Origin of the sequence: Anabaena sp. AL93, from assembly GCF_001672085.1 — a bacterium.
Classification (GTDB): Bacteria; Cyanobacteriota; Cyanobacteriia; order Cyanobacteriales; family Nostocaceae; genus Dolichospermum; species Dolichospermum heterosporum.
This window is the reverse complement of sequence record NZ_LJOU01000016.1, coordinates 11,546-37,024: the sequence shown is the minus strand read 5'-3', so window position 1 is coordinate 37,024 and position 25,479 is coordinate 11,546. Positions and strand designations below refer to the sequence as shown.

At 36.3% G+C, this 25,479-nt stretch carries 28 protein-coding genes and 1 pseudogene; 13 read left to right on the top strand and 16 right to left on the bottom strand.

Translation table 11 applies throughout. The annotated features are described in order from the left end of the window. Nucleotides 1-80: 80 nt before the first annotated feature. The 11 genes from AN486_RS06090 to AN486_RS06040 all read left to right on the top strand — a co-directional run bounded on the left by AN486_RS06090 (nucleotide 81) and on the right by AN486_RS06040 (nucleotide 9,904). Nucleotides 81-740: an ABC transporter ATP-binding protein gene (locus AN486_RS06090; protein ID WP_053538965.1), complete on the top strand. Its 660-nt coding sequence runs from the start codon at nucleotides 81-83 to the stop codon at nucleotides 738-740. Between the two features lie 143 nt (nucleotides 741-883). Then, nucleotides 884-1,618 carry a 16S rRNA (guanine(527)-N(7))-methyltransferase RsmG gene (gene rsmG, locus AN486_RS06085; protein WP_053541247.1) on the top strand — a complete coding sequence of 245 codons (735 nt, stop codon included), beginning with the start codon at nucleotides 884-886 and terminating at the stop codon, nucleotides 1,616-1,618. A 146-nt stretch (nucleotides 1,619-1,764) separates the two neighbouring features. Continuing rightward, the gene (locus AN486_RS06080) at nucleotides 1,765-2,760 is read left to right on the top strand and encodes a bifunctional riboflavin kinase/FAD synthetase (protein WP_168636067.1); all 996 of its coding nucleotides are present in this window, start codon (nucleotides 1,765-1,767) and stop codon (nucleotides 2,758-2,760) included. Nucleotides 2,761-3,046: 286 nt separating this feature from the next. Beyond that, entirely contained in the window at nucleotides 3,047-4,462 is a 1,416-nt protein-coding gene (locus tag AN486_RS06075; RefSeq protein ID WP_168636066.1) for an AAA family ATPase, read from the top strand. Then, nucleotides 4,459-5,064, top strand: a complete 606-nt coding sequence (locus AN486_RS06070; RefSeq protein WP_290599630.1) for a hypothetical protein — start codon at nucleotides 4,459-4,461, stop codon at nucleotides 5,062-5,064. Before AN486_RS06075 ends, AN486_RS06070 begins: the two co-directional genes overlap by 4 nt. Before the next feature lie 207 nt (nucleotides 5,065-5,271). Further along, nucleotides 5,272-6,180 carry a MoxR family ATPase gene (locus AN486_RS06065; RefSeq protein WP_039201934.1) on the top strand — a complete coding sequence of 303 codons (909 nt, stop codon included), beginning with the start codon at nucleotides 5,272-5,274 and terminating at the stop codon, nucleotides 6,178-6,180. A 392-nt stretch (nucleotides 6,181-6,572) separates the two neighbouring features. Then, entirely contained in the window at nucleotides 6,573-6,737 is a 165-nt protein-coding gene (locus AN486_RS06060) for a hypothetical protein (RefSeq protein ID WP_160289983.1), read from the top strand. Nucleotides 6,738-6,777: 40 nt separating this feature from the next. Beyond that, nucleotides 6,778-7,737, top strand: coding sequence for a DUF4351 domain-containing protein (locus tag AN486_RS06055; RefSeq protein WP_053538967.1), 960 nt, complete (start codon nucleotides 6,778-6,780; stop codon nucleotides 7,735-7,737). Between the two features lie 178 nt (nucleotides 7,738-7,915). Further along, a complete protein-coding gene (locus tag AN486_RS06050) occupies nucleotides 7,916-8,692 on the top strand; it encodes a sulfite exporter TauE/SafE family protein (protein ID WP_168636063.1) in 777 nt (258 codons plus the stop codon). 308 nt (nucleotides 8,693-9,000) lie between these two features. Then, nucleotides 9,001-9,195 (top strand): hypothetical protein, encoded by a 195-nt coding sequence (locus tag AN486_RS06045; protein WP_152608894.1) that lies wholly within the window; start codon nucleotides 9,001-9,003, stop codon nucleotides 9,193-9,195. Between the two features lie 529 nt (nucleotides 9,196-9,724). Continuing rightward, nucleotides 9,725-9,904: a hypothetical protein gene (locus tag AN486_RS06040; RefSeq protein ID WP_053541249.1), complete on the top strand. Its 180-nt coding sequence runs from the start codon at nucleotides 9,725-9,727 to the stop codon at nucleotides 9,902-9,904. 20 nt (nucleotides 9,905-9,924) lie between these two features. Here the strand turns inward: AN486_RS06040 and rlmN are convergent, their stop codons facing one another. The 3 genes from rlmN to AN486_RS06025 form a co-directional block, all read right to left on the bottom strand. Beyond that, the gene (rlmN, locus tag AN486_RS06035) at nucleotides 9,925-10,995 is read right to left on the bottom strand and encodes a 23S rRNA (adenine(2503)-C(2))-methyltransferase RlmN (protein ID WP_290599622.1); all 1,071 of its coding nucleotides are present in this window, start codon (nucleotides 10,993-10,995) and stop codon (nucleotides 9,925-9,927) included. 294 nt (nucleotides 10,996-11,289) lie between these two features. Beyond that, the gene (locus AN486_RS06030) at nucleotides 11,290-12,123 is read right to left on the bottom strand and encodes a metallophosphoesterase (protein ID WP_290599620.1); all 834 of its coding nucleotides are present in this window, start codon (nucleotides 12,121-12,123) and stop codon (nucleotides 11,290-11,292) included. A 225-nt stretch (nucleotides 12,124-12,348) separates the two neighbouring features. Further along, nucleotides 12,349-13,017, bottom strand: coding sequence for a LuxR C-terminal-related transcriptional regulator (locus tag AN486_RS06025; RefSeq protein WP_027400901.1), 669 nt, complete (start codon nucleotides 13,015-13,017; stop codon nucleotides 12,349-12,351). A 103-nt stretch (nucleotides 13,018-13,120) separates the two neighbouring features. Between AN486_RS06025 and AN486_RS06020 the strand changes: the two genes are divergently transcribed. Beyond that, nucleotides 13,121-13,765 carry a DUF3386 domain-containing protein gene (locus AN486_RS06020; RefSeq protein WP_053538971.1) on the top strand — a complete coding sequence of 215 codons (645 nt, stop codon included), beginning with the start codon at nucleotides 13,121-13,123 and terminating at the stop codon, nucleotides 13,763-13,765. Nucleotides 13,766-13,982: 217 nt separating this feature from the next. Here AN486_RS06020 and AN486_RS06015 read toward each other — a convergent pair whose 3' ends face one another. Both AN486_RS06015 and AN486_RS06010 read right to left on the bottom strand, forming a co-directional pair. Beyond that, on the bottom strand, nucleotides 13,983-15,056 hold the full coding sequence (locus AN486_RS06015) for an AAA family ATPase (RefSeq protein ID WP_053538972.1): 1,074 nt from the start codon (nucleotides 15,054-15,056) through the stop codon (nucleotides 13,983-13,985). 160 nt (nucleotides 15,057-15,216) lie between these two features. Then, complete coding sequence (locus AN486_RS06010; protein WP_053538973.1) at nucleotides 15,217-15,432, bottom strand: hypothetical protein; 216 nt, start codon at nucleotides 15,430-15,432, stop codon at nucleotides 15,217-15,219. 242 nt (nucleotides 15,433-15,674) lie between these two features. Here AN486_RS06010 and AN486_RS06005 point away from each other — a divergent pair, with 242 nt between their 5' ends. Beyond that, nucleotides 15,675-16,706 carry a DNA cytosine methyltransferase gene (locus AN486_RS06005; protein ID WP_053538974.1) on the top strand — a complete coding sequence of 344 codons (1,032 nt, stop codon included), beginning with the start codon at nucleotides 15,675-15,677 and terminating at the stop codon, nucleotides 16,704-16,706. 11 nt (nucleotides 16,707-16,717) lie between these two features. On the opposite strand, the gene AN486_RS06000 is transcribed toward AN486_RS06005, so the two are convergent. From AN486_RS06000 to AN486_RS05950, 11 genes and pseudogenes are all read right to left on the bottom strand, one after another. Then, nucleotides 16,718-17,404, bottom strand: coding sequence for an MAE_28990/MAE_18760 family HEPN-like nuclease (locus AN486_RS06000; protein ID WP_290599615.1), 687 nt, complete (start codon nucleotides 17,402-17,404; stop codon nucleotides 16,718-16,720). 6 nt (nucleotides 17,405-17,410) lie between these two features. Continuing rightward, a complete protein-coding gene (locus AN486_RS05995) occupies nucleotides 17,411-18,508 on the bottom strand; it encodes a DUF262 domain-containing protein (RefSeq protein WP_199924422.1) in 1,098 nt (365 codons plus the stop codon). Nucleotides 18,509-18,675: 167 nt separating this feature from the next. Continuing rightward, complete coding sequence (locus AN486_RS05990) at nucleotides 18,676-20,025, bottom strand: TldD/PmbA family protein (RefSeq protein WP_053538976.1); 1,350 nt, start codon at nucleotides 20,023-20,025, stop codon at nucleotides 18,676-18,678. Between the two features lie 3 nt (nucleotides 20,026-20,028). Further along, entirely contained in the window at nucleotides 20,029-20,793 is a 765-nt protein-coding gene (locus tag AN486_RS05985; RefSeq protein ID WP_053538977.1) for a Uma2 family endonuclease, read from the bottom strand. Between the two features lie 238 nt (nucleotides 20,794-21,031). Then, a complete protein-coding gene (locus AN486_RS05980; RefSeq protein ID WP_053538978.1) occupies nucleotides 21,032-21,733 on the bottom strand; it encodes a Uma2 family endonuclease in 702 nt (233 codons plus the stop codon). Between the two features lie 71 nt (nucleotides 21,734-21,804). Further along, nucleotides 21,805-22,359 carry a hypothetical protein gene (locus AN486_RS05975; RefSeq protein WP_290599610.1) on the bottom strand — a complete coding sequence of 185 codons (555 nt, stop codon included), beginning with the start codon at nucleotides 22,357-22,359 and terminating at the stop codon, nucleotides 21,805-21,807. 79 nt (nucleotides 22,360-22,438) lie between these two features. Next, nucleotides 22,439-22,561 (bottom strand): hypothetical protein, encoded by a 123-nt coding sequence (locus AN486_RS05970; RefSeq protein ID WP_257720902.1) that lies wholly within the window; start codon nucleotides 22,559-22,561, stop codon nucleotides 22,439-22,441. 104 nt (nucleotides 22,562-22,665) lie between these two features. Further along, nucleotides 22,666-23,061 carry a hypothetical protein gene (locus tag AN486_RS05965; RefSeq protein ID WP_290599608.1) on the bottom strand — a complete coding sequence of 132 codons (396 nt, stop codon included), beginning with the start codon at nucleotides 23,059-23,061 and terminating at the stop codon, nucleotides 22,666-22,668. 26 nt (nucleotides 23,062-23,087) lie between these two features. Further along, the gene (locus tag AN486_RS05960; protein WP_053538981.1) at nucleotides 23,088-23,366 is read right to left on the bottom strand and encodes a hypothetical protein; all 279 of its coding nucleotides are present in this window, start codon (nucleotides 23,364-23,366) and stop codon (nucleotides 23,088-23,090) included. Between the two features lie 231 nt (nucleotides 23,367-23,597). Continuing rightward, nucleotides 23,598-23,810 (bottom strand): annotated as a pseudogene (locus AN486_RS05955) (Uma2 family endonuclease); the annotation flags it as partial. A 154-nt stretch (nucleotides 23,811-23,964) separates the two neighbouring features. Continuing rightward, nucleotides 23,965-25,401, bottom strand: a complete 1,437-nt coding sequence (locus AN486_RS05950) for a TldD/PmbA family protein (RefSeq protein WP_290599606.1) — start codon at nucleotides 25,399-25,401, stop codon at nucleotides 23,965-23,967. Nucleotides 25,402-25,479 lie beyond the last annotated feature (78 nt).

Sequence of the window (25,479 nt, the reverse complement as noted above, 5' to 3'; positions counted from 1 at the left end):
AATGACAAAGAACCCAGATGTGTAGGGGTTTAGAATCAAACAATCAAGCCGTTTTGAGTATAACTTGGTAATTTACACAAATGCTCTATCTTAGAAATCTAACTTATCATCCCACAGCCTGCCCAAAAGCCATTCTCCAAGCTATAAATTTAGAATTACCACCCCAGAAACTAGGTTTAATTATTGGTCCTAGCGGTTCGGGTAAAAGCACCTTATTAGAAATTTTATCTGGATTGGCTGACCCTACTGCTGGTGGGGTTTTTTGGCGAGAACAGGGACTCATAGCTGAACAATTACAACAATTAGCAGGTTTAGTATTTCAATTTCCAGAACGCCATTTCTGCGGGGGGACAATTTTAGAAGAATTACGCTTAGGACATCCTGAACTGGGAACAGAACAGGTTAAACAAGCATTAACAGAAGTCGGATTAGATCATTTATCCTTATCTGCATCACCTCATGCTTTAAGCGGTGGACAACAGCGACGTTTGGCTTTAGCGGTACAATTGATTCGCCAACCAAATTTATTATTATTAGATGAGCCTACAGCGGGTTTAGATTGGTCAATGCGTCGCCAACTGATAAATCTACTAGCCAAACTGAAAAAAGATTGGACACTGTTAGTTGTAACACATGATGCAGGTGATATGTTACCAATAGCTGATTATTGTTGGACATTAGATCATGGGGTTTTAAAATCAGGAGTCAGGAGTCAGGGAGAAGAGGTAAAATCTGCTTGAGACTAAATTAATTTTAAGAGTAATTGAACGCAGATGAACGCAGATGAACACAGATAAGGAGGGATGAATTCATACCCTTAATCAGTAACGCCAAAATAACTTAAAAAAATTAATTTTAACCAATGAATTTAGAATCCTTACCAATAGCTAATTTGCCAGAAATGGCGGAAATATGGCAAAAAACTCTGAACTGGCAACCAACAGTTTTGCAAAAAAATCAATTTCAACAACTTTATCAATTAATTATTGCTGGAAATCGTCAACTGAATTTAACTCGCATTACTGAACCTGATGAATTTTGGGAAAAACATCTTTGGGATTCTTTACGGGGAATTGCACCTAAACAAGTATTTATTCCTGGGATTGAAAAGGGTAAGCGGATAATTGATATTGGTACGGGTGCGGGTTTTCCTGGTATCCCCATTTCCCTGATTTTTCCTAATTCTCAAGTTACACTTTTAGATTCTACGGGTAAGAAAATTACCTTTATCGAGACAGTTTTATCAGCACTTACTCTAAGTAATACCAAAACTTTACTGAGTAGAGTGGAAGAAATTGGTCAACAAATTCAACACCGACAACAGTATGATCTGGCTGTAATCCGGGCTGTGAGTAATGTTTCTGCTTGTGCGGAATATTCCTTACCTTTGGTGAGAAAAGGCGGTTTGGCGGTAATTTATCGCGGTACTTGGACTCAAGCAGAAAATGAAAGTTTAGAGGCTGCTGTTGAGCAATTAGGTGGAGTCATTGAATTAATTGAGGAATTTTCCACTCCCTTGAGTAATAGTATTCGTCATTGTCTTTATTTGCGAAAAGTATCCAGCACACCAATTAGTTTTCCCCGTGGGGTTGGTATACCTAACCAAAAACCAATTTAATCAACGGACTTCTCGATTTTAGATTAGATTGGTGATTAGATATCTAACAGCGCGAGAGCGTCAACATCGTTATAAATGGCTGAACCAAAGGTTCAACAGTAGCTAAACGCTGATAGCGAAAATAAACCTAAAATCCCAAAATCCAAGTGTTAAATTTGTCTCAAAATGGGTGTTCTGTACGGGTTGCTTCTTCGACAGAAGAACTGCTGACACCAACTGCTGTTGCTCTTGGCAAATTTGATGGTGTTCATCTTGGTCATCAAAGAGTGATTCAGCCAGTATTGCAGTCAGCATGGGGTGAGGAGAATCCAGTCCGCCCCTACTCAACAGTTGTTACATTTGATCCCCATCCCCAAGAGTTTTTTACTGGACTTCCCCGTGATTTGTTAACACCACTAGATGAAAAAGTTGCACAATTGCGATCGCTTGGAGTAGAACAATTGGTATTATTACCCTTTGATAGAGAACTATCTGCCCTTTCTCCCGAAGAATTTGTTGATAAAATCCTAGTTCAACAACTGCAATGTCAACAAATTAGCGTGGGACAAGACTTTTGTTTCGGCAAAAAACGGATGGGTACTGCTCAAGACTTGCAAGCGATCGCGGCGAAATACAACATACCCGTAACAATAGTTCCTATAAAAACTGATACAGATATTTTGCCAGCAACAGATGATGCTCGCATCAGTACCTCATTAATCCGAGAAAGTTTGGAAGTAGGTGATATTCCCAAAGCAAATCGGCTTTTGGGAAGACCTTACACTCTCATAGGTGAAGTAGTAACAGGTCAAAAATTAGGGAGAACTATCGGTTTTCCTACCGCCAACATTCAACTACCAAAAGACAAATTTTTACCCCGTCATGGTGTTTACGCTATTGAGGCGATTATCCACGAAACTCCAGACAAATCTCCCACTCAGCATTTTGGAGTTATGAATATTGGCAACCGTCCCACAGTTAATGGTATAGATACCTGTGTAGAAGTACATTTATTAAATTGGTCTGGTGATTTGTATGGAAAAAATTTGCTAGTACAACTAGTCAAATTTTTGCGTCCCGAACAGAAATTTCCTTCCTTAGAAGCGCTGAAAAACCAAATTCAACTTGATTGTACAACAGCTAAAGAAATTTTTAGTTGTTAATATTGGGGGAATTTTCAATGGTAATCTCAACATTACAGCGATTTTTAGGTAAATAAACCACATTTTAAAGTCTCACGCAAAGGCGCAAAGGCGCAAAGTTGCAAAGGAAGAAAGTAATATAAAAACAAGAGTGTGGTACAAGTAAATTAAAATTGCTGTAATGAGAAAGGTAAGAAGCGCATCTACACAGGAAACACTACTTCTGTAATATGAAATATCATGGGAGGTATAACTTCCCAAAAAGTATTTCTATTATTGTCTAATCATAAAAAAATCACATTTACCTATGCAAAAAATAATCATCGAAAATTTCGGTCCGATTCAATATGCAGAAATTGAAGTCAAGAAAATATTAGTTTTGATTGGTGAACAAGCTAGTGGTAAAAGCACTATTGCTAAATTGATTTATTTTTTTAAATCACTAAGGGATGATTTATTTAGCCAAATATATCAGGATACGCAGAAGGATTATTTTGATATTACTTCTGATCTTATATTTCCAATAAGAGAAAAGTTTTATGATTTTTTTGGTTCTACATTGCACTTACCTAATTTTGAAATAAAATTTTATTATAGTGTAGAGAATGACAAATATCTAAAATTAAGTCTTAATGATAAGAAAAGACTAGATTCTCGATTTAGTGATAATTTATTAAATGAGAATTTTAGAACTTCCGCAACTGCAATTAAAAAACTTTTTCAGCAGAGTTTAAATACAAATGATATTTATGAACAATTGACTTATGAGCAAAATAAAATTAAATACGCTCAAAGGCTTTCTAAACTATTGAATGAATCATTTCAAATGTATCATGAAGATTCATTATTTGTAATCGCTGGTAGGAATGCAACAGTAAGTTATTCTGACTTATTTGAAAAATTATTGTTTGCAGATGTTAGCAGTCTTTTAGAGAAAAATAGCAAGAAGAAATTTGCAGGTAAGCAACAAACAATAGATGAAACATTAATGCTAAAATTTATGGAAAAAGTTGATATAATTAAAGGTAAATTTAAAAAAATTGGCAATGGTAATTTTGAAGGGGTAATTGAAAGTTATGAAGATGATGAAAATCTCAAACAAAAATTATATGATATTAAAAAACGAATAGATGAAATACTCAAAGGTGAATACAGAATTGATAATTGGGGAGAGAAAATAGTATTTAACAGGGAAACAGAAGAATATGTTAAGCTTTCTAATACTTCATCAGGACAACAAGAATCTATAAGAATTTTACAAGATATCTTTCTAAATATTCTTGATAATACAAAAGTATTAAGAATCTTGGAAGAGCCAGAAGCTCATTTATTCCCTATTGCTCAAAAGCAATTGATTGAGTTATTAGCTTTAATGATAAATCAAAATGATGATAACCAACTAATTATAACAACCCATAGTCCCTATGTTCTCACAGTTTTTAATAATTTACTCTTCGCAAATAGAGTAGTTGAAAAAAATCCGTCAACAGAATCAGAAGTAGCACAAATAATTCCCCAAGATTCCTGGTTAAGTGCTAAAGATTTTTCTGCTTATTCTTTGGGAAATCAATCTGTTGGTGAAGATACTAATTACTGCGAACCTATTTTTAATCAAGAAAAAGGTACTATTCAACAAAATTATTTAGATACGGTTTCCGAAATTTTGGGTGGTGATTTTCAAGCTTTGTACAGTATTCACGCTAAAACTTTCAAAAGAAAATGAGTAAATTTGAGGATATTAAAGAACTTCTAGCAAATGCTTTTGATAAATTTTCCGATGTTCTGGAAATTGAAATGAGATCAGAGTTCTCAGTGATAGATTTGAAAGACTACGGACGACAATCTTTTATTATTATCAATATTCAGTTTGATGATAATACATTTACTATTAATTTCAATGGTAATGAGACTGTTATAACCGATTTTGATAGCACTAAATTATTTAATACAAGTAATGCGAAAATGGTTGGCTTTATCCCTATTGATGGAAAAAAAGGACTTTTAAGAAAGGTTGCTCAACGTTGCGATTTTGTGTTGTTTGATGAAAATGATTTTTGTTTTGTAGAGTTTAAATTGGATGCAATAAGTGAACAAGAAAGAGCTATAAGAAGTAACACTAAAGGTGCTACTGACCAATTAAAAGCTACTATTAGTTGGTTTAATTATAAATTATCAAAAAACTACGCAGGTTTAAATAAAGAAGCTTATGTTTGTACTCCTGAATTTTATCCAAAATTTAGCGCAACTTGGGGAGGATTGATGACCGAATTTTTAGAAGACTATCAAACTGATCTTTTTCAAATAAAGAATAAAATTTGTAAATAAATAATATATTTAAAAGTAAACCCATTTCCAAAAAGCTGTTTTCTGATTTTTTCTCCTTGCGTCGGTGGTTTAGCAACTTAAGAAATTTTTAATTCTCATGCTGGATTAGAATTGTTACGGGGGAATACTGTAGGAAAGGCTAAACTATTAAACAAGTTTTTAGTCCAAACTCAGAAGTAAACCTTCTACATTTCCCCCAGGTACTACATGAGAGAAAAAATTGACGCTTTAACACAAAATTTGGCTCATACCATCGTTGGTAAACATGAAGCTATACGCTTAGTGATAGTAGCTGTACTGGGTGGTGGTCATGCTTTATTAGAAGATGTCCCTGGTGTCGGTAAAACCCTTTTAGCCAAATCTCTAGCTCGTTCTGTAGATGGTAAATTTCAACGGTTACAATGTACCCCTGACTTACTCCCTACAGATATCACCGGCACAAATATTTGGAATCCTAAAACTGGGGAATTTACATTTCTACAAGGTCCTGTATTTGCTAACGTCCTCCTAGCGGATGAAATTAACCGCGCTACACCCCGTACCCAGTCAGCTTTACTGGAAGTAATGGAAGAACATCAAGTCACAGTTGATGGTGTTTCCCGTCTAGTTCCTCAGCCATTCTTTGTAATTGCTACCCAAAACCCCATTGAGTACCAAGGGACGTTTCCCCTCCCAGAAGCGCAAATGGACAGATTTATGCTGTCTTTAAGTTTGGGTTATCCTTCGGAATCTGAAGAAATGCAAATGCTGCAAAATCTGCAAGCTGGTTTAAAGGTTGCTGATTTACAGCCTTGTATTACTTTAGAAGAAGTCCAAGCATTACGCCAAGCTTGTTCCCAAGTCAAGGTAGAAGCATCTTTGCAACAATACATTTTAGAATTGGTGCGGACTACTAGACAGGATGAAGAAATCACTCTTGGTGTTAGTCCTCGTGGTACTGTGGCTTTACAAAAAGCCGCTCAAGCTTTGGCTTTTATTTTAGGTAGGGAATATGCTCTTCCTGATGATGTTAAGTTTCTCGCACCGCACGTTCTTTGTCATCGTCTGATTCCTAAAGGGGGACGCAATGCGAAAACTATAGTTGAACGGTTATTACGATCTGTGCCTATTCCTTAATATAAAATATTACGGGGGGTACAACATCCCAAAAACCTATACCCTCTTCGTTTTGACTTTTGACCAGGAATTTTAGATTTTAGATTTTGGATTAAAAAAATTGGGCTCTTGCGTCTCTTTTATGGTGATTGAGGATTGATGATAACAAAACCCTTACGGGACAAGGGTTATAAACAATTGTTTCCATATTTTCAATGAAATGCCTACACAATAAGGCTTTCAATGATTTTGAACCAGGTTTTCCATAAAAATAACCGAAGAACCAAAAATTGGTTCTACCCCTCCCTTGATGATATTTTCGGTAAAATATGGCTTAAACTATGGCTCTGATTGGATTTTAGGGTTTAATTTTCTCAAAAATAGGCGATTACTAGTAGTCTGTTAACCCGAAAATGACAGGTGAAGGCAAGCAGGGGAGGGAAGAACAGAAGTTTTTTCCGATCATTACCCGTCAAAATAAATTTGACGAACTACTAGGTCGCGCTTTGCGATCGCAGATTAATTTGAATCAAAACCATATACAGCAATGGTTATGGATACCTAATCAGGATGTTTGATCACAAGGAAAGCGGTAAAACCATTATTACTAAATAACACATGACCAAAGAACGCAAAAGAGCCGACCAAGACAGTCCCTGGAAAGAAATATTAGAAGCATACTTTCCCCAAGCAATGCAATTTTTCTTCCCGCAAACAGCCGCATTAATTAACTGGGAAATACCCCACGAATTTCTAGATAAAGAATTTCAACAAATAGCTCGCAACGCTGAACAAGGAAGAAGATATGCGGATAAATTAGTCAAAGTGTGGCAACACCAAGGAGGAGAAATTTGGCTGTTGATACATATAGAAATTCAGGCAAAATCTGAAGAACTCTTTCCTGAAAGGATGTTCTCTTACAACCTACGAATTTTTGACCGTTTTGGCAAACCTGCCATTAGTCTTGCTATTTTATGTGATGCAGATCCCAAATGGCGACCAAACCAATACAATTATAATTATCCTGATACCAGGTTAAACTTTGAATTTGGTACAGTCAAATTGCTAGATTACCAAAACCGTTGGACAGAATTAGAAGCCAGTGATAATCCTTTTGCAACGGTGGTAATGGCACATTTAAGAACACAACAAACCCGTAAAAAACCACAAGAACGCAAAACCTGGAAATTTAGCTTAATTCGCCGATTGTATGAACAAGGATTGCAAGAAAAGGATATTCGTAACCTTTACCGTTTTATAGACTGGGTTATGATTTTACCAAAGGCATTAGAAGCAGAGTTTTGGCAAGATTTTAAACAATTTGAACAGGAGCGAACTATGACTTATATTACTACAGGTGAGCGCATTGGCTACGAGAGAGGAATAGCAGAAGGTAAACAGGAAGGTGAGCAAAATCTTGTGGTTCGACTACTACAAAAACGGGTAGGAAATTTACCGGAAGAAATTAGGAAAAAAATTCAAACTCTTTCTTTAAATCAGTTAGAATCCCTCGGTGAAGCATTGCTAGATTTTACAGCTATTGAGGATTTATTCAACTGGTTAGAATCTCATCAGTAAAAATATGTATTGCGGGCAATATGCCCGCAAAAAGTATACAAAATAATCCAAATTAAATCCAGCACAGCTTATTTTTATCCCTTGGGTTGAGGCAAAAAACAACATTATTTGATTTTATTTTTGATATTACATTTAGAAAGGTATTTAACGGTATAACTAGGTTTATTAATTACAGAAAATGCCGCAAGATTTAACTTTAATCCATAGCTTACTTCTGTTCAGCACCGCGTTCATTGCCGGTGGACTCAATGCTGTCGCGGGTGGTGGTAGTTTCATTACATTTCCTACCCTAATATTTACGGGTGTCGCACCAATTACCGCTAATGCTACAAATAATACTGCTTTGTGGATAGCAGCGATCGCTAGTGCAAGGGCATATCGTCAAGACTTGAATATTGAAAAAAGACAATTATTATTACTAGCCGGCACAAGTTTAGTTGGTGGTGTGATTGGTTCAGTGGCTTTGTTATATACATCACCGGATGTGTTTAAAAAGATGCTGCCCTATTTATTACTATCAGCAACATTAATATTTACATTCAGTGAATCTCTAAAAAACTGGCTGCAACTTCAGAGTAAAAATGATATTTCTGCACCGCCACCTTTATTGATTCTCCTAATTTCTCAATTAGCAATCTCTATATATGGTGGTTTTTTTGGTGCGGGTGTAGGCATTTTAATGTTGGCAACTTTAACCTTTTTAGGGATTAAAAATATTCACTCTATTAATGCTTTTAAAACTTTATTAGGTAGTTGCATTAATGGTGTGGCTATTATTCCCTTTATGTTCGCTAATTTGATTGCTTGGCATCAAGTTATTATAATGGCGGTTGGTGGTTCTCTGGGTGGTTATTTATGCGCTCATTTTGCCCGCAGACTAGAACCTAATTTGGTGAGGAAATTTGTGATAGTGGTGGCTTTTGGGATGACTACTTACTTTTTTATTCATGGTTAAGCAGGTGGATACAATTATACTGAAAACGGCTTATCTGTTGCCTTCCACAACCGCCAGGGAATAAATTCCCTGTCTCATAGCTCAAGTCCGTTGAAACGGACTAAGTAGGTGAACACAATAAGGGACTTCCAATTAAAAAAATACCCAAAAATTTCTTGTGGTGCGGGACGAAAAGCCGGCTAATCATCAAGGACGGGCAGGATGCCCATCCCACAAAATTGGGTAATTTATTTTTTGGTGTTCCGTTAAGGTTTGCTGATAGCGTAGCGTGGCGTAAGCCATAAAAGTTATCTGTGAGGGCTAGAAGTATGGCTAACGGCTATGCCTTCGGCACACTACGTAAACGCTATCAGGAGGTAGGGGCGCAGGGCCTGCGCCCATTCAGGAGTATGGCTAACGCCACGCTGCGCTATCAGGAGGATTTAGAAGAAGTTAGAAGTAATATCAAGTCTGGAAAATTGAGCGATTTATATATTTTGATTTTCCTCCGCCCACCTACTTAATATATTTTCCGGTGTTGCTGATTAAGGGTATGAATTTTAGTCTCACGCAAAGGCGCAAAGACGCAAAGTTCAGAGTTTTAAAGGTTTAATTTGGGAATTTCATACCTGAGTTCAGCAACGCCTATTTTCCTAGTATGTCACTATAAATACTAAATGGACGGGCTAGAAACTTAGCTCACAATAATTGTATGACTGTGGGAGGGGTGTCTTGTTTATGCAAATATTAATTAAATATAAAACTATTGATTTTGTGACTTTGATTACAGTTTTTCCTATCTAGTAACGCTTGAATGGAAAAATAACCTATTTTTTCCCAAAAAATAAACAGGACTGTCTCAAGGATTACACCATAGGGATCACGGCTAATCTAAGAAAAGTTAGATCTAAAGTAAATTTATATATCTGAGGCATGATGATAAAAACTATCAAGTTTAAGATAATGACCAAAGATATCAACTTTTTTACATTCACAATAATTAAACAGTTTTTTCGCTTTTTCTCAAAAGTTATTAATTTCAGGGGTTTTAAAATGCAAGCATCACAAAAGATTCATTGCCCAAATTGCGGTAGTGCGGCTGAACGTCACTATATTGCTGATAGTCAAGTTACCAGAACACAATGTCCTAGTTGCGATTATTTGATGATCACTTGCACTCGCACGGGTAAGGTGATTGAGGCTTATGCACCAGGAATTTATGCTAGGAAATAATTGACAATTTTATTGACAAATTACCTTTTTGTTGTTCTTAATTGTCCACAAGCAGCATCGGCTTCTAAACCGCGAGAATAACGGACACTGACGGCGGTATTTTGTTGTTGAAGAACGTTGACAAAGGCTTCGATTCGGTCGCGGGTTGGTCTTTTGTAATCTACTTCTTCTATGGGATTGTAGGGGATTAAGTTAACGTGACTTTGAAATCCTCGCAGACGTTTTGATAGTTCTAAGGCGTGTTCGGGTAAGTCGTTGACTCCAGCGAGAAGTATGTATTCAAAGGTAACTCTGCGTCCAGTTATTTCTACGTATTCTCGACATTCTGCAAGTAAGTCTTCTATGGGGTAGGGTTTAGCACTGGGAATGAGTTGTTCCCGTAATGCTTGGTTGGGTGCGTGGAGGCTGACAGCGAGGGTAATTTGCAGTTGGTGTGCAGCGACTTGCAAAATGCGATCGCGGATGCCTACAGTAGATAGTGTAAGCGATCGCGCCCCAATTCCCATATCTTGATTAATAGATTTAATCGCTGAAATCACATTTTCCGTATTCAACAATGGTTCACCCATGCCCATGAATACCACATTACTCACCCGTTCTTGAAAATCTTCTTGGACAGTCAGGACTTGATCAACAATTTCCGCACGGGTAAGATTACGCTTATAGCCACCTTTCCCAGTCGCACAGAAATCACAAGCCATTGGACAGCCGACTTGAGTAGAAACGCAGACTGTTAACCGTTTATCGCTGGGAATACCCACTGTTTCCACAATTTCCCCGTCAGCTAATTTGAGGAGATATTTGACGGTATCATCGGGGGCAACAGAACGGTAATGTAGAGAAGAACGACCTATGGGAATATCTGCAACTTCCAAACGCCAATTTTTCGGAAATACAGAAATATCAGCGAGCGATCGCACACTCTTATTATAGATCCAATCATGCAATTGCTTACCCCGATAACCGGGTTGTCCCTGCTGCTGTACCCAAGCAGTTAACTCCGTCACGGAAGCACCAAGGAGAGGGGGAAGAAGTTCAGATTTAGTGGAGTTAGGAGAATCTAGCTGAGATACAAACGGCGTAGCAGACATAAGAAATCACAATTTGATGCTAATTTTCTATTCTACTATATTGTTTTTGGGTATTGCTGAATTGAGGTATGAAAATCAAAAATTCCCTTTCTGAAACTCTTAATCTTTGCGCCTTTGCGCCTTGGCGCCTTTGCGTGAGACTAACTCATACTTTCATTCACCAACGCCTGTTTTTGTTTCGCGCAATCTCGCTGAGAGATCCCACAGGGTAGGGGCAAAGAAGCAAAGGAAGAAATTATTCATCCGTCTTCATCTGCGTTTATCTGCGTTTATCTGCGGTTAAATATTCTATATTTACGGGGAGACTTCTAAGGTAATAATAGTAACCTCTGGTGGACAAAATAACCGTCCGGGGAAATAAGTTCCTAAGCCTCGATTTACATATAATTGATTATTTCCCACTTGATGTAAACCCTGTGACCATTGCCAGTGGCGTAATATAGAATGGGTTTTCCGTAAAAATGGTAATTTACGAAGAATTTTTTTGGGGATTTTTTTGACTATTTTTGCATAGTAAATCATGGCGGGTCCCAGACCAGGAATTACGATTTGTCCACCATGACTATGACCAGATAATTGTAAATCTACTCGCCATTTTTTCAGGATTTCGGCTGTATCTGGGTGATGAGATAAGACAATCCGAGGTGTAGTCGAATCGAGTTGATTCATAATTGCTTCTGGATTAAATTCTCGTGAATAAAAATCCGCTAATCCCACTAAAGGTAATTTTTCTCCCAAGGGGTAAGCAATTTGATTCCAAAGTACATTAATCCCCACATTTGTTAAAGCATTTGTAATTTCTAATTTTGAACTAGGATAATAAATATCATGATTGCCAAGGATAGCATAGACACCATAGCGACTTTCTAGATTTTTTAGTCGTGATGCTAGTTGGTGAATTGGTTTAGCGATTGTGTTAACGTAGTCGCCAGTTAAAATAACTAAATCTGGTTTTGCGGCATTACTAACGGCAATTGCTTCTGTTAACATTTTTTCTGATAATAGACCATTATCATAGTGAAAATCTGACATTTGTACCAGCTTTAATCCTGCTAGTGATAGAGGTAAGTTGGGGATTTTTACTGTCAATTTTTCTGTACTCAAAGCTCCAGTTAATAATTTGTGCATAATAATTCCGTAGTTTGGGTTAATGCCGGGAAACCCAACATTTTAAACCTTGGTTGGGTTGCTGTCGCTGAAACCAACCGACAATTATCAGAATATAATCGTATTTGTTTATACATTAACAAAAGATTTTGATATTAACTGTATCCAAAGAGTAATATATTTGAATACTCAGATCCCCGATTTCTTAAAGAAATCGGGGATCTATGCTCTATCATTTTTTTATAGCTATGAGGAAACTAATCTATCTTGTAGTTTTGCTACCATTTCCGCACGAGTGGAAACGTCTAATTTACGGAACATCCTTTTTAAAGCTTGCTTGACAGAATTTTGAGTAATCCATAATTTAACGGCTATTTCCCCATTAGTTAAACCTTGGGCTACTAATCTGGCAATTTCTAATTCCCGCGCTGTCAGGGGACAATTACCAGCAGATGCAAAGGTTTTTGGTTGTGCTTGGAGTGTGGCCATTTTTGCTGATAAATGTAAACAAACTGCACTTAAATCAGCTAAATCATTACTATCAAAGGGCTGACTTCCGGGGTCACGAGCAAAATTTAAAGTCCCCACTAATTGACCATTACAAACTATCGGACCAGTCATCACGTGTTCGTGACGAGTGCAATAGTTTTTCCAGTCTTCTGGGGATAAAATTAATTGCTCATGGGTGGGGGCGTGACGTTCGACAACATAACGCCCAATGGGGTTAGCTTCTAAGCAGACAGCAGGAATTTCGGGAATTTCAATTTGAGTATTTAATTGGTCATCTAGGAGATCAATACCCCAATGTTGTACTGCAAAATGGTCGCCAATGGTATCCATGAGAGCTAGTTTTAATTCTTGCTCATTTTGGACATTGGCGATCGCTTGGAAAATGGCGTGGAGAGTTTTAGCCATAAGTGTACCCATTTGGGGTCTATGCGAACCTCGATAATTACCTCTATGCTAATACCAGCAACGATAAAAAGCTATTTTAACTTGTAACCAGAGGACAAGCACGATGACAGTTACTCAAATCTCAGCCCAAGAACTTTTTCAGGCTGCCTATCAAAACCGTTATACTTGGGATGAAAATTTCCCTGGCTATACCGCAGATATTACTTATAAGTATGATGACCAAGTGATCAAAGGTCAAGTGCGGATTGATGCCAATATGAAGGCAGAAGTTCTGAATGTGGAAGACGAAGCTGCTAAAAAAGCCATTCACGGACAAGCTTGGGAAATCGCCGTTCACCGCGTCCGTCGGGCGTTTGAACAAACTCACGGCGCAAATACTTTTAGATATGGTAGCACTGACGCAACCGGTGCAGTAGAACTTTTTGTTGGTGGAAAGTCGGAAGGAGATAAGTACAAAGTGCGTAACAATGAAGTTTGCCACGTTCACCGTTTAATTCACGGTACTTTTGTGACTATTGACACTTTCAGCAGTCACGATACTGGAGAAGGATATCTTTCTCACACCTACAATTCTGTTTATCATGACCCCGAAACTGGCGCTCAAAAGGGCGGTAAAAGCGATTTTACTGATGAATATGAAAAGGTAGGAAATTACTACATTCTCAACCGTCGGGAAATCCGCACGGAAATCGCAGAACGTATTTCTATTCAAGATTTCATCTTTTCTAACATTGAGTTGTTAGGTTAGATTTTTGAGTAGTCTTTGACAATCTCATTTTTAAGTCTCTATCTTGAACCCACAATGATTACATACACGGGTTCTAGTTGATAGGGACTTTTTGACTTTTTGTCTGATAGCGAAGCGTGGCGCAAGCCATATCAGGATTTCCAGGATTTAAGGATTTACAGGATGAAAAATACTGTAAAATATGTAATAACGAAAGGCAAATCGTTCTCTATTTTCATTATTTTTCTTCCAACTCACCCAAATTAATAATTTCCGAATCATAAAACATTTCTGCCACAGTTGGAGAATGGGTGGTGAAAATATATTGATTATTTGATTCATCCTTTCGTAAAACTTGAATTAATCTTTTTTGCCAAGCAGGATGTAAATGTAGTTCAACTTCGTCAATAAGAACAATAGAATTTTTAGCGGTATCTGCTGCTAAACCAACTAAAATTCTTAAAATTTGATGTTCTCCTGAACTCATTTGTAATAAATCATATTCTACACTCTTTCTTTTGAGAATCACAGTATCAGAATCGGGACCTGACTCTAAACCTATTAATTCTGAAGGAAAACAAATTTTATTAAATAATCTTTGAACTCTTTTCCAATACGATTCACCATATTTTTCCTCGTTCCATGTTAAATCTTTACGGTAATATTGATTTAACCATAATAAAACATCGCTATGTGCATTTTGATCTTCCTGATTTTGTTTATTAAAACTCTTAAATAATCTTACAGTACGTCTTTGATCTAAATAGCAAACTCCGCCAATTCTATCAAATATTTGTGAAGTTTGACGATTTTTAGATATTGCCTGAGAAGCTCTACCTCTTGCACCTAAAACTTTAATAGAATTTCCAGGTGAAATATCATAATCACATAAATTCTTTGTATTTAGTTTTCTATTTGGATAATACCAAATAACTTTTGCTGGACTTTCTAAAGGTGGAACTGGGTTTGATAAATCAAAGTTTTGGTCTAATTCAAGTGATGAATAAACATCATTAATAGCTTCAGCTTCATCTCTTTCAATAGAATATTCAAATGCAATTTGAGCTATATTTCCTCTACATCTAACTAATTGTTGCACATTATATTCTAAACCTTCTCTTAAGGATGGAGTTTTTGGATTTTCAAAGACTTTAACTACAACATGAATGGCATCTAAAATGGAAGTTTTCCCAGAACCATTAGGACCAACAATTAAATTTATAGGTCGAGGACGACTAAGTAAATCGGTAAAATCTAAAGAGATATCGTTAATAGCACGAAAGTTTTTTATTTCCAAGGAGTGTAGTTTCATATAAATATTTTTATTTTCAAACTATAGGCAATGTGAATTGTCAAATAAAGCATAAGTTTGTAGTGAGAGTTTTTGATATGTTATTTTTAGCGGAAAATATGGACGAAATCCAGCTTCACCTAACTCAGAATTAACGGTAATAAAAGGATATATTTCAGGATTAGTCATTGTTTTGAGATTTAGCTGCTTGCAAGACTTCTAACATGGTATTTGCAGCCTCAAAGGCATCATAAGGTGACCAAACTGGATAAGATTGATCAGGTTTAATTAAGTTAGTTTCTTCTTGAGCTAGTTCAGATATCAAAACCTGCATGATGTACAGTTTATCTGCACGACTGAGAGTGTGTAAGCTATTGAGAATTTCTGTAGAAACCATGTAAAAATCTCCGGGATTTTAAAGAGCGATCGCACGCTTGCCTCTTAGCTTATCGTAGTAGAATAGGAGGAGTGATCACTTTTTGGGCTAATTTTTTATTTCCCGTCTGCAATATCTTTTTTATTAGTTCACCACTAGATAACATAAAAATAAATATATGCCGACTGTCCACCATCTTGTAGTAATAGGAGAAATGCGCTAGTCTAACTAGTTGGGCTATATATCTCAAAAATAGGAGAGAAATGACTGTCAGTATTGCTACTGTGGATTTATTTTGTGGTGCTGGAGGACTAACTCATGGATTTGAGCAAGCAGGTCTTCCGGTAAAAGTTGGGTATGATATTGATCCTGCCTGTAAGTTTCCTTATGAACATAATAACAAAGCGAAGTTTATATTACAAGATATAGAGAATCTTAGCGGTTCTGATTTAGCAGAGCATTTTTCTGGAAGCAGTATAAAAATCTTAGCAGGATGTGCGCCTTGTCAACCATTCTCTAATTATTCAAGACGTTATAATGACAAACAATCTAAATGGAAACTTTTACAAGATTTTGTCCGTTTAGTCAAAGAATCTGAACCAGATATCATTTCTATGGAAAATGTGCTTCAGTTAAAATATCATGCAGTTTTTCAGGAATTTATTGAGAATTTAGCAAATTCAAAGTATTATATCGAGCCTTATGAAGTTAATTGTCTAAATTACGGAATCCCTCAATCTCGAAGACGTTTAGTTTTACTTGCTTCAAAATTTGGTAAAATCAATTTAATTCCACAAACTCATAATAAAGAAAGATACGAAACGGTTAGAAAAACTATTGCATATTTAGAACCACTAGCTGCGGGTGAACAATCTAAAACTGATAAACTCCATTTATGCAGCAAATTGTCTAACCTTAATCTTAAACGTATTCGGGCTTCAAAACCTGGAGGAACTTGGCGAGATTGGCCTCCAGAATTAATTGCTAAATGTCATACAAAAAAGACTGGTAAAAGTTATTCTAGTGTATATGGTCGCATGGAATGGGACAAACCTGGACCCACTATCACAACACAATGTTTTGGCTTTGGTAATGGTAGATTTGGACATCCTGAACAAGATAGAGCTATTACATTGAGAGAAGCAGCATTACTACAAACTTTTCCAGCAAATTACCAATTCATAGCTCCTCATGAAAATTTAGCAGCTATTTCTATAGGAAGATTAATTGGTAATGCTGTTCCTGTTAAATTGGGAGAAGTTATAGGGAGGAGTATTTTGGAGCATCTCCAATAAATATGTCAAATTTATCTATTGTCCGAATGTAAATACTCTTGGTTATCTAAATAATTTTCAATGTTTATCAATATCTGTCTAAGATATTCTACCACTTCGTCTTTAATCTGTACAATATCTCCAATTGTCACAGTTCTACCAACACTTGCAAATGATTTATTACCATGTGCTAAATCATTCCTTTTTTCCATAACAGCATCTAAATTTTCACCATGCTTTGTTTTAGTATAGTCAGTATGGCAAGAAAATCCATATTCCCTTGCTGTTTTTGCAATTTTATCTCTATTAACATTACCTGAAAATAATTTTCTCCTATTAAACCCTGCTTTAATAATATCAGTAGAAATATCCGTTATTCTAGAATGAACATCATCAGGAGATCGATTCTTAAAATTATAAAGCACTATCTTCTTAACTTCGATTCTAACAGAATCAAAAGAAACTCTCCTGCTCTTTAGCTCCTCAAAAATAGCTTCTATAGCATTACGCATAGTTGATTCTACTAAATTATAGAGAAGTAAAAAACCATTAGCTTTGAGAGTTATTACTAGTTCAGGATCAATAGGCTTAATTGTCTGATCTCCGTTCTCTTCTAATACTGTTAACTTAGTATTTTCCGCAGTTAATTCTTTCAGAAAGTTGAAGTATTTATTCACCTCTTCAACACGGGTATTGAAGTCTAAAATCACCGTTTGCATAGTAAATTATTTCAAAATTTGATCACGAACATATTCAATACGAGCAATTACTTTAGGTTTGGAATTACTTGAGTCCGAGGTAGTATGTGTTTTAAACTCTTGTGAATCTAACCATTTCATTGATTTTGGTACCAAATCACTGTTCTCTCTCAAAGCAAGTGCAACACCTACAGAAATAGCTTCAAATCTAATTCTTGGTGTTCTGACATGACCTGTTCCCTTGGTAAATCCATTTGGTATATATTTTTCGACAAAATCTAACATTCTATAAAATTCATTTTTCATTTCCTCTTTGTTTATTTCATTGTTATTATGTTCTTTTAGATATTCATCCAGAAACAGATCAACTCGATGACCAAAATTCTTATAATTATTTAGATATGCAAAAAAACGTAACACAAATTCCTCTCGTTCTCGTTTAAGTTTAGCAGCATCTGATAATGGGCATAGTTGATCGAATTTAGGATATTTAGCTAATTCTTCAAGAATTTTAACAAACGGACCAGGGGATACACCTCTACGTATCTCCATGTCATTCAATGGCACACTACCTGTGTTGATGCGTTCAAATAAGTCTCTCCGTGTTTCTTCATCGGCTTTATCAGTCAATACAATCATGCGAAGATTAGCTCGATTGAAGCGTCTTTGTCTTGCAAGGGGTAAATCTTTGAATTTGAAGTTATTGAGTTGTGTCAATTTTTCTAGTCCAGATAGCTTTAGCTCATTATTAATAAATCTACGTAAAGTACGAATACGTTGAGTACCATCAACAATTTCTAGCCGAGCTAAATCATCAATATCATAATCTTTCGGTCGCAAATCAGCAACAAAGATATATGGAATTGGGAGTTCTAGCATAATAGATTCAATAAACTTTGACTGTCGAGCTTCTTCCCAAATCATGTGTCGTTGATAGTCTGGTATATACAACTCACTGGTGTCATCCTCTAATCCCTCTGTATATTTCTTGACTAGTACCTCTACTGGGTATTCTTTGGTGTCATAGTCAACTACTTTCTGTTTTTCCCGAATTTCCATTTCCGCAGCTTGTTTTTGCTCATCAGTAATTTCTATTTCTGGCGGTATATTTTTTGGTTTTGCCATTTGGCTCTCCAGCTTGAATGCAATGGTTTTATTAGGATAATATCACATTCTCAAAATGAGAATTGCTGCGATCGCTAGGTCGTGCTATCTTTAATTCCTTCTGTCCCGTAAGGGATACGAGACGCTATCGCTACCAACTACCCAATAAGCGGTAAAATGTTGAAGGTTTATAATGTATAGGTGAAATTGTTTACCAACATACCGGGAACTAAACTTCCTCCTAATTGTCGGCTTCCGTAAGTTCCGACTTCGGGAATAAATTCTTGGAAGTTGGTTAAATCAACGAGATTTTCTGCACCCCAAAAACGATAGAGACTTTCATCAAAGCGCAGGTTGGCTATGGGGGCAATGATTTCGCCGTTTTCTACCCAAAAGCACGCATAACGAGTCATTCCTGTAATTCTGCCAGATGGGCGATCGCTCCAATTCAAATAATGTAAATTAGAAACATATAATCCTGTATCTAAACTGGGTAAAATCTGCTCAAAAGCCAAATTACCAAGGCTGATTTCTGGAGAACGTAATGTTTCTGAACCATTCGCACCATTAGCAGGTTTATTATATTCCTTCGCAGTGCGAGAATTAACTAAGCTATTAATTAAAATCCCTTTTTCAATTAATGTTAATTCCGGTGCAGCTATTTCTCCCAAATTATTAAATCTGGGAACTAAACCACTTTGAAAATTTTCTTTTAATGTGAATTTTGGGGAAAGTTGTTTTTCTTGACGTGATAAAGCAGCTAAAGCACTATTACCTTGTTGAATATCAGCTTCACTGATAGCACCCCAGGAAAGCATACCCAATAATTCAGCCACCGCAGCCGGAGCAAAATAAGTTTTATATTGTCCTTTGGGTAATTCTTTAACTGGACGAGATAGCATTTCTATTTGCTGTTTCCCATCATTTATTTTAGCTAAATAAGCAGCTTCATTCCATTCACTTCCGGCAAAAGTTCCTTTTACAGCTTGTCCTGATGCCATAAATAAGGAATAATCTAAGTTAAATGAATCAGTCACAAACCAGTGTTTTTGTCCGCTAGAATCACCATAACCTCTGATAACAATTCCTCCAGCATACATTCCCGTAAAATCTAAATTAGTCACAGTTTCGAGGATACTGGGAACTAATATTTCTGGAGTTAATAATTTACCAGTATTAATTTCTCGACTGCTATTATTTCCTGATGGTAAAACCAAATAAGGATCAATTGGTAATAATGGTAATTCATCACGTAATTCTTGTAAAGCGGTGGATGCTAATTCCCAATCTACGTCCCAATTTCCAGTCAAGGGAAACTGACGAGAACTACTGCGTTGATTAGCCATTAAGGTCAATTGAATCGAACCATCATGAACACAACCTGTTTGTCTCACTTTCGCAGAATTAAAGCGGGTAAATTGACTGCTTTCGCTGCTAAGTCTGACGGTGAAATGTTCATGTTCTGCTTTTTTATTCAGCAGAGTTTCGATGAGTTGATTAAAAGTTTTTTCTAAAGTTGATAATTCTTCAAGTTTCATGGTTTAAATTGTATCTGGATCAATATTTAATTCTCGCAATTTTGCGGCTAAACGTTCTGCTCTTCTAGCTTCCCATTCGGCTCTTTGGGTTTCTATTTTTGCTCTTTGGGCTTCTATTTCGGCTCTTTGCATTTGTATTGCTGTTTTTTTAGTCTCCTCTTCTGCGGTTTCTTCCGGTGTAGGAACTAACTCTCCTGCTGGGGTAAAATACCTTAATAGTCCTTGGTTAATTCCTAAGTATAAACCTAACTGTTGACTCCATAAATGTCCTTTTTCATTGGGTTCTAAAGGTTGATATTTATTATCTACTAAATGAAAACCTGCAAATTCTAGTGTATAAGGGTCAAACCAAAAGTAATCCGGTGTGCGGAAAGTATTTTGATAAAGTTCTTTTTTGTATTCTCTATCAGTATTAGCTGTACTTGGTGAAAGAATTTCTAAAATGAAATTAGGATATTTACCATCTTCTTCCCACACTACCCAACTTTTCCGAGTTTTGCGTTCAGTTTCCAAGACGACGAAAAAATCAGGACCTCGGAAAAATTGTGATTTTTTTTGATTAGGACTATAGTAAATAGTCAAATTTCCCGCAGCATAGAAATCTGTTCTACCTTTCCATAACCATTCTAAACATTTGAAAAGTAAAATTATTTGTCGTAGATGTAGTTCTGTTTCCACGGGAGGTTCATCACTATATAAATCACTAGGAGGAAATATTACATCTGGGAAGATGTTTTCTTTGCATTCTAATTCTTGAGTAATCATCATGATATGATACCAAGTAGTTATTTATTGATTATAGCATTACGTAGGTTGGGTTGAGAAAACCCAACATTATATTATTCTTTTGTTGGGTTAAGCGACAGCGCAACCGAACCTACATGACTAAAGGGTGTTTTGTTTGTTTAATCTGTTGTATAAATTCGGTAGTATTCTGCTTAAATTATGAATCTAGACTTTTAAAACAACCTCCCAGGTTAAGCAACAGAGTAAATTAGCAACTGGATTAAATTGTATCAGGATCTATATTTAATTCCCGCAGTTTTGCTGCTAAACGTTCTGATTTTCTCGCTTCTTTTTCTGCTCTTTTAGTTTCCTGTTCTGCGGTTTCTTCAGGTGTGGGAACTAGCTCTCCTGCTGGGGTAAAATACCGTAATAGTCCTTGATAAATTCCTAAATATAAACCTAGCTGACGACTCCACAAATGTCCTTGCTGATTTTGTTCTAAAGGTTGATATTCTCCGTCTACTAAATGAAAACCTGCAAATTCTAGTGTATAAGGGTCGAACCAAAAGTAATCCGGTGTGCGAAAAGTATTTTGATAAAGTTCTTTTTTATATTCTCTATCTGTATTAGCTGTAGTTGGTGAGAGAATTTCTAAAATGAAATTAGGATATTTACCATCTTCTTCCCAAACAACCCAACTTTTCCGGGTTTTGCGTTCTGTTCCCAAGACAACAAAGAAATCTGGACCTCGGAAATATTCAGATTTTTTCTGATTAGGACTATAGTAAATGGTGAGATTTCCCGCAGCATAGAAATCATTTCTATCTTTCCATAACCATTTGAGACATTTAATTAAGAGCATAATTTGCTCTAGATGTAGTTCTGTTTCCACAGTTGGTTCATCACTATATAAATCACTTGGGGGAAATATTACATCTTGGGAGATGTTTTCTTTACATTCTAATTCTTGAGTAATCATCATGATGTGATACCAAGTAGTTATTTGTTGATTATAGCATTATGTAGGTTGGGTTGAGAAAACCCAACATTATATTATTCTTTTGTTGGGTTGCGCTGTTGCTTAACCCAACCTACATGACTTTGATGATTTGAATAATTAAATATTTTTGTCTGAATCAGGATGTCCAGGATTAAAGGATTTACAGGATTTTTGTTGGGATTTGGATTTTGATGATTTGAATAATTAAATATTTTTGTCTGAATCAGGATGTCCAGGATTAAAGGATTTACAGGATTTTTGTTGGGATTTGGATTTTGATGATTTGAATAATTAAATATTTTTGTCTGAATCAGGATGTCCAGGATTAAAGGATTTACAGGATTTTTGTTGGGATTTGGATTTTGATGATTTGAATAATTAAATATTTTTGTCTGAATCAGGATATCCAGGATTAAAGGATTTACAGGATTTTTGTATGAATTTGGATTTTGATGATTTGAATAATTAAATATTTTTGTCTGAATCAGGATATCCAGGATTAAAGGATTTACAGGATTTTTGTATGAATTTGGATTTTGATGATTTGAATAATTAAATAATTGTGTGTTTCTCAAAGATAGTTCATTCAGAAAACAATTGAATTCCATATATCCTGGGATACGCCACGCTATCAGGCTTTGTTATCATCATTGACAGAATTGGTAGATTAATAGAATTTGGTGATCATTAAAAATATTTAATCTCTTCATCCTGTAAATCCTTAAATCCTGGATATCCTGATTCAGACAATAAATATTTAATCTCTTCATCCTGTAAATCCTTTAATCCTGGATATCCTGATTCTGACATTATTCTGTAAATCCTTAAATCCTGGATATCCTGATTCAGACATTTTTATTATATCTTTTGTTGGGTTGCGTTGTCGCTTAACCCAACCTACATGACTGATATTTTCACGGCTTAATTAAAGATTCCTCAGACTGACGATATTTAGCAATTAATTTACGTCTTTTTAAGGGTGGATAAAGCAGCATGAAAAGTGTCGTTAAACCTGTTCCAGTCAGTGCTAACAAAATAAATGAGTTAAAGCCTATTATTATTCCCGTTCCCACACTAATTCCCAATCCTATACTACTCAATATGAGTAGTATTAGTATATTAGTAAACAAGTTTTTAGCCTCTTTAGCCATGTCCACAGCCAAAGTCACAGCCATAACCATACTTATAGCCGTAACCACACCCACAGTCACAGCCCAACCCACACCCACAGTCACAGCCCAACCCACAGCCATACCCAACCGACCCACAGCCATAGCGCAACCCACACCCCAACCCACACCCACAGCCATAGCCTCATTTCGACAGTAAATAAACGTTATACAGCCGCACACCACGCCGAATACATAATTAGATATTGCAAATAACTGGGAATACCAGGATGATTTAATCCTTTAAGTACCTGTATTTCTCGTGCGTGGGCTTCTGAACCAGACCAACTTGAACCCGCTTGAGCAAAACAAAACTGTTTAATTACTTCTGGTTGGTTTGTGTTAAGATTTGTTGCTAACCAAGTAATTCTACCACCTTCGCGGTTGCGTCCTAATTCTCTAATAACCTCATAGCCTTGTGCTTGAAAATCTGGGTAGATGCTCATACTTCTCAGAGGTAACAAGTATAGTAGTATATTTTAATTTTACCATAAGTAGGTTGGCGTTGAAAATTGTCGTTATGGCAAGGCAAAAGGCAAGAGGCAAGAGTGAAGAGGGTTTAGGCGATTTTACATTTCTTTACACAGTTTGGTTTTATTGTGTTCACCTACTTAATCTGAATTTAGACGTTTAAAACAACCTGTTAGATTAAGCAACAGAGTAACCTAGCAACGGGATTAAATTCTATCAGGATTTATATTTAGTTCCCGCAATTTTGCTGCTAAACGTTCTGATTTTCTCGCTTCTTTTTCTGCGGTTTCTTCAGGTGTGGGAACTAACTCTCCTGCTGGGGTAAAATACCTTAACAGTCCTTGGTGAATTCCTAAATATAAACCTAACTGTTCACTCCATAAATGTCCTTTTTCATTGGGTTCTAAAGGTTGATATTTATATTGATATGGCATCAAGTAGTTACTTGTTGATTGTAGCATTAATTCAAGATTAATAATATAATAATGTATTAATCTTTAATCTTTTTGTTGGGTTGCGCTGTCGCTTAACCCAACCTACTTTAACTCACCACAACCTAAATCAGAAAATTCATTAACCACCACCAAAAACTTCGACGTTTGCAAATGCACAAACGGGTGAACCATGTCCTACAGAAATGGCTTGATTTGGTTCTCCTTTACCGCAGAAAGGTGTGCCGTAAATTTGCCAATTAGTGTTATTTCCAACTTGAATTAAACTATGCCAAAACTCTGGTGTGGTGGCACGATAGTTAGGATTACGCAGGGTTTTGGTAAGTTTGCCGTTTTCAATTAATTTGGCATATTCACAACCAAATTGAAATTTATAACGTTGATCATCTATTGACCAAGAACGGTTAGATTCCATGTAAATTCCCTGTTCTATTCCTGAGATGATTTCTTCAAAGGTGGCGTTTCCTGGTTCTAGATTTAAGTTAGCCATTCTGTCTATTGGGGGACGATTCCAAGAACAAGCTCGCGCACAAGCAACACCGGGTAAATCTGCTCTTGCTTGACTTTCTAAACTGCCTAAACCACGTTGTAAAATGCCTTTTTTAATTACATATTCTTTGCTGGCTACTGCACCAGTATCATCAAAACCATAACTGGCAAATTCACCTGATACTGTAGGATCAAAGGTGATATTCATAAGGGGTGAACCATATTCTAATTTACCAAAATCATCTTTGGTAACAAAGCTACCGCCGGCATAGTTGCGTTCGTCTCCTAAAATGCGGTCAATTTCTAAAGGATGTCCGATACTTTCATGAATTTGGAGCATCATTTGATCTGGTGCTAAAACTAGGTTAGTCTGGGTATTTGGACATTCTTCTGCTGTTAATAATTCTAATGTTTGTTCACCAACTTTTTGAACTTGATGCCATAAATTATCTTGTTTAAAAAGTTCCCAACCTCCTTGATAAGAGTTGGCGTGAGCGCCGTTGTTGCTACGTTGTTGGACGATTGCACCGTCTTGAGCGATCGCCCCAAAATGATGACTAAGAGATAAAATATTTTGATATACTTCTGAACCATTGCTACTGACAAACCAAGTTTCTTTTTGATCTGTGCCGACTGTAGCTGTGGTTTGCACGATTTTATCGCTAATTTTGAGTTGCTGACAAATTTGAATGAGTAAATCGTTGATTTCTCCGGGAGTAATAGCGTTAAATGGTTCTAAACATGGTGATTTATATTCACCAATGACTTGAGGACGGGTATTTTCACTAATTGGATATATCCACCATTTACTAGCTGCAATTGCTTGTTTATAGGCGATTTCCGCAGCTTTTTGTAAACTGGAGATATGTAAGGAGTTGGTAGCGGCATAACCTAAACAACCATTAACGATGACTTCGATCATTGCTCCCATATTCAATGATTTACCGTTGCTTTGGGGTAAACCATCACGGACAGAATGATCTGTAGAAGTTGTTTTTACGGCTCTGATTCCTACCCAATCTGCGGGGATATTTAAATGAGCAATTGCTTTTTTTAGTTCAATCAACATAATTTTTAATTTTTAATGCCACTTTGCGATACTATGGGACTTTAGTGGTTTAATATTACACTTTATCGCCTGTTTTTG

Coding starts and splice junctions, on each gene's coding strand:
- rlmN (WP_290599622.1), bottom strand. CDS start 10,995: ATGTCTGCTACGCCGTTTGTATCTCAGCTAGATTCTCCTAACTCCACT.
- AN486_RS06010 (WP_053538973.1), bottom strand. CDS start 15,432: ATGGTTTCTACAGAAATTCTCAATAGCTTACACACTCTCAGTCGTGCA.
- AN486_RS06045 (WP_152608894.1), top strand. CDS start 9,001: ATGGCTAACGGCTATGCCTTCGGCACACTACGTAAACGCTATCAGGAG.
- AN486_RS05980 (WP_053538978.1), bottom strand. CDS start 21,733: ATGATGATTACTCAAGAATTAGAATGTAAAGAAAACATCTCCCAAGAT.
- AN486_RS06075 (WP_168636066.1), top strand. CDS start 3,047: ATGCAAAAAATAATCATCGAAAATTTCGGTCCGATTCAATATGCAGAA.
- AN486_RS05985 (WP_053538977.1), bottom strand. CDS start 20,793: ATGATGATTACTCAAGAATTAGAATGCAAAGAAAACATCTTCCCAGAT.
- AN486_RS06015 (WP_053538972.1), bottom strand. CDS start 15,056: ATGAAACTACACTCCTTGGAAATAAAAAACTTTCGTGCTATTAACGAT.
- AN486_RS05975 (WP_290599610.1), bottom strand. CDS start 22,359: ATGGAATTCAATTGTTTTCTGAATGAACTATCTTTGAGAAACACACAA.
- AN486_RS05960 (WP_053538981.1), bottom strand. CDS start 23,366: ATGAGCATCTACCCAGATTTTCAAGCACAAGGCTATGAGGTTATTAGA.
- AN486_RS05990 (WP_053538976.1), bottom strand. CDS start 20,025: ATGAAACTTGAAGAATTATCAACTTTAGAAAAAACTTTTAATCAACTC.
- AN486_RS06005 (WP_053538974.1), top strand. CDS start 15,675: ATGACTGTCAGTATTGCTACTGTGGATTTATTTTGTGGTGCTGGAGGA.
- AN486_RS06025 (WP_027400901.1), bottom strand. CDS start 13,017: ATGGCTAAAACTCTCCACGCCATTTTCCAAGCGATCGCCAATGTCCAA.
- AN486_RS06000 (WP_290599615.1), bottom strand. CDS start 17,404: ATGCAAACGGTGATTTTAGACTTCAATACCCGTGTTGAAGAGGTGAAT.
- AN486_RS06070 (WP_290599630.1), top strand. CDS start 4,459: ATGAGTAAATTTGAGGATATTAAAGAACTTCTAGCAAATGCTTTTGAT.
- AN486_RS06060 (WP_160289983.1), top strand. CDS start 6,573: ATGACAGGTGAAGGCAAGCAGGGGAGGGAAGAACAGAAGTTTTTTCCG.
- AN486_RS05970 (WP_257720902.1), bottom strand. CDS start 22,561: ATGTCAGAATCAGGATATCCAGGATTAAAGGATTTACAGGATGAAGAG.
- AN486_RS05995 (WP_199924422.1), bottom strand. CDS start 18,508: ATGGCAAAACCAAAAAATATACCGCCAGAAATAGAAATTACTGATGAG.
- AN486_RS06090 (WP_053538965.1), top strand. CDS start 81: ATGCTCTATCTTAGAAATCTAACTTATCATCCCACAGCCTGCCCAAAA.
- AN486_RS06030 (WP_290599620.1), bottom strand. CDS start 12,123: ATGCACAAATTATTAACTGGAGCTTTGAGTACAGAAAAATTGACAGTA.
- AN486_RS06065 (WP_039201934.1), top strand. CDS start 5,272: ATGAGAGAAAAAATTGACGCTTTAACACAAAATTTGGCTCATACCATC.
- AN486_RS06040 (WP_053541249.1), top strand. CDS start 9,725: ATGCAAGCATCACAAAAGATTCATTGCCCAAATTGCGGTAGTGCGGCT.
- AN486_RS05965 (WP_290599608.1), bottom strand. CDS start 23,061: ATGGCTGTGGGTGTGGGTTGGGGTGTGGGTTGCGCTATGGCTGTGGGT.
- AN486_RS05950 (WP_290599606.1), bottom strand. CDS start 25,401: ATGTTGATTGAACTAAAAAAAGCAATTGCTCATTTAAATATCCCCGCA.
- AN486_RS06050 (WP_168636063.1), top strand. CDS start 7,916: ATGCCGCAAGATTTAACTTTAATCCATAGCTTACTTCTGTTCAGCACC.
- AN486_RS06020 (WP_053538971.1), top strand. CDS start 13,121: ATGACAGTTACTCAAATCTCAGCCCAAGAACTTTTTCAGGCTGCCTAT.
- AN486_RS06055 (WP_053538967.1), top strand. CDS start 6,778: ATGACCAAAGAACGCAAAAGAGCCGACCAAGACAGTCCCTGGAAAGAA.